Source organism: Mesorhizobium sp. M7A.F.Ca.CA.003.01.2.1, assembly GCF_003998945.1.
Taxonomy (GTDB): domain Bacteria; phylum Pseudomonadota; class Alphaproteobacteria; order Rhizobiales; family Rhizobiaceae; genus Mesorhizobium; species Mesorhizobium ciceri.
This window is the reverse complement of the sequence record NZ_RZRA01000791.1, coordinates 1-2,741: the sequence shown is the minus strand read 5'-3', so window position 1 is coordinate 2,741 and position 2,741 is coordinate 1. Positions and strand designations below refer to the sequence as shown.

The window sequence follows — 2,741 nt, the reverse complement described above, 5'->3', positions numbered from 1 at the left end:
GCTCGTTTCGGCGGGCCATTTCTGGCGGGCGCTCATTTCACCGCAGTAGATGCTTTCTTTGCCCCGGTGGCGTTCCGCGCACAGTCTTATGGGCTCTCCTTCGAGGGTGCGGCTGCAGCGTATCCGGCGCAGTTGCTTGCTCTGCCGGCGATGCGCGAATGGCATGCGGCTGGGCTTGCCGAGACCTGGCGCGAGCCCGATCACGAAGCGGAAGTGGCCGCCGCCGGCACCATCATCGAGGATCTTCGCGCCACTGCGTGAAAGCTGCCGGCGGGTGCTACATCTGTCCGAGCCGCCTGACAAAGAGATAGGTCGCGCCCGCGATCACCATCGACACAGCCGTCACCACCCAAAAGCCCATTGGCGTGTCGACCAGCGGCAGGCCCCCAACGTTCATGCCGAACAGGCCTGAGATGATGGTCATCGGCAACAGCACCGCCGTCATCACCGACAGGACGTACAGCAGCCGGTTCGACTGCGTCGTCAGCTTTGCCATAAGCTCGTCCTGCAATAGCCGGGCGCGCGCCTGCAATTGCTCGCCGTCATAGTGCAGCGTCTGCGCCCGGTGTGAAAGGCGCGCGGCCATGTCGTTGATGCTGTCTGGCAGGTCGTTGCGGTGCGAATGATCAAGGTGACGGAACAGATTGGTCAGCGTCGCCATCTGCCTGTGGATCACCACCAGATGCCGGCGCGCGTCGACCAGGGATTGCCGTTCATTGTGCCATGCGTCGCAGACGATACGGTCTTCGATGCCGTCGAGACTGTCGCCGAGTGCCGCAAGTTCCGCCACCATGCCATCGAACGACTGGCCGACGACAGCCTCGATCAACTCGGCTGGCGAGCGGAACTTGCGCGATCCATTCTCGATCGCCTTGCGGATGTTGTCGACCGACTGCAGCGGTTGCTTGCGGGCGCCGACCAGCATCGTGTCATTGAGCGCGAAGCGGAAATGGCCAAGCCCGCCCGCTTCCGCCGAATAGTCATGGCGCAGGTCCGGCAGATCGCCATAGAGCCAGTCGTCCTCGAGGTCGATGTGGCAGCCATGGCTGGCGGACAGGAAAGCTTCACGCGCCGGTGCCGGCAAAACCCGATCGGCGCCGATTTCGTGACGGGCCCGCATGTCGGAAAGCTGGTAGCTGCGCCATGTCCAGTGCGCGGCGGCGGCGTCCCTGGTTCGCACGCCCTCAGCGGTGAAGTGATAGATGAAGAACAGTCCGTGCTCGTCGGGCAGGTAGGGCGAGAGATCGGTGCCTTCCGGGGCGAGAGTGATGTCCATGGGCGGTGCCAGATGCATGTTCCGAAGATGGCGCCGCACGGCGGCTGCCTGATACTGATTCCTAGCACGCGCGAAGCCGGTTTCGTGTGACGGTTTCTTGACAGCCGATCACAGTCTGTCGATCCCCGTGTCAATCCGGGGGTGACGCCTTCGTCACCCCCGGATGTGCCCTGTCAGTGCTTCGGGCCGAAGCCGGGGTAGGGCTTGAGGGGCACGATTGCGGCAATGTCCATCATGCCGGCCTTGACCAACGGCAAGGTGGCGAGGTGGCCGCGAACCTCAGCATCATCAGCAGCCTCGAGCATCATGCCGCTGCCCGGGATGTCGCCTCGGTTCCACACCTGACGTACCGCCCCTTCGGCGTAGAGCGTGCGCCGCTGTTCGGCTTCGCCGGGCAGAAGTGGAGCGAAATCGGCATCGGTAAATTTTTCGGTGTTGCGAGCGAGAAGGGCAAAGAACTGCATGGCGGTCTCCTTTGGTTGGGATGGCCGATTATCGCTTTTGGCTGGTCAGACAGTCCAAGACTGATTAGGATAAAGTTGAGACCCAAAGGGACTTGAGCCTTGGAGGAGAAATGTTCGACCTGCGCCAGCTCCGCTATTTCGTCACGGTCGCCGAAACCGGAAATGTCGGGCGCGCAGCCGAAATGCTGCATATTTCCCAATCGCCACTCAGCCGGCAGATCATCCAGCTCGAGGAGCAGTTGGGTGTTTCCCTCTTTGAGAGGTCGAAGCAGCGGGTCCATCTCAACGCCGAGGGCCGCGCCTTCCTCACCGAGGCCCGCGCGCTGCTGTCCAATGCGCGACGTGTGGAGGAGTTCGGCCGCAACCTGGCCAGCGGCGCCGTCGGCCGGCTCGCCATCGGCTATGTCGAAGGGGCCGTTCATGCCGGGCTTGTCGCCGGGATGCTGCGCCAGTTCCGTCGCGACCGGCCGGATTTCCACCTGCAGCTGAGAAGCCTGCGCTCGGCGGCGCAGTTGGAAGGGCTACGGCAGCGGTCGCTGGATCTGGGCTTTGTCTACTCGCCGCCACCCGATGATGATCCGGATGTCGCCGCCATGGCGCTGCGGCATGAGCCGCTGGTGCTGGCGATCCCCGAAGATGACCCACTCGTTGAAGTGCCAGAGATCGGGCCTCACCATCTTGACGGTCGCACCTGGATCACCGTCGTGCGCCAGCCGGACGACACCAATCGCGGCCAGTTCCTTGCCGCCTGCGCCAAAGCCGGCTTTTTGCCCGACATCGCCTATGAGACGGCGGACCCGCTGACCTCGCTCGGCCTTGTCAGCGCGGGTCTCGGCTTGGCGACGGTGCAAGCCAGCCTGCGTGCCGCTGCGCCGCCGCGGATCGTGTTTCGCGACCTGCCGTGGCTCGAGCGCACGGTTTCACTCCATCTCGCCTGGCGGCGTCATGACCGGCGCGCGGTGATTGCCGATTTGCGGCAGGCTGCGGCGGAGTAGGGGAAT

Annotated in this window: 4 protein-coding genes; 2 read left to right on the top strand and 2 right to left on the bottom strand. The window is 64.0% G+C overall.

Translation table 11 applies throughout. The annotated features are described in order from the left end of the window. Positions 1-261 (top strand): glutathione S-transferase C-terminal domain-containing protein (locus EN969_RS25615; RefSeq protein WP_245467499.1); only part of this gene is annotated, 261 nt, incomplete at its 5' end. Between the two features lie 16 nt (positions 262-277). Here EN969_RS25615 and EN969_RS25610 read toward each other — a convergent pair. Both EN969_RS25610 and EN969_RS25605 read right to left on the bottom strand, forming a co-directional pair. Then, positions 278-1,276: a transporter gene (locus EN969_RS25610; RefSeq protein ID WP_063167702.1), complete on the bottom strand. Its 999-nt coding sequence runs from the start codon at positions 1,274-1,276 to the stop codon at positions 278-280. 173 nt (positions 1,277-1,449) lie between these two features. Beyond that, entirely contained in the window at positions 1,450-1,740 is a 291-nt protein-coding gene (locus tag EN969_RS25605) for a muconolactone Delta-isomerase family protein (protein WP_013532552.1), read from the bottom strand. 110 nt (positions 1,741-1,850) lie between these two features. On the opposite strand from EN969_RS25605, the gene EN969_RS25600 reads away from it, so the two are divergent. Next, positions 1,851-2,735 carry a LysR substrate-binding domain-containing protein gene (locus EN969_RS25600; protein WP_013532551.1) on the top strand — a complete coding sequence of 295 codons (885 nt, stop codon included), beginning with the start codon at positions 1,851-1,853 and terminating at the stop codon, positions 2,733-2,735. Positions 2,736-2,741 lie beyond the last annotated feature (6 nt).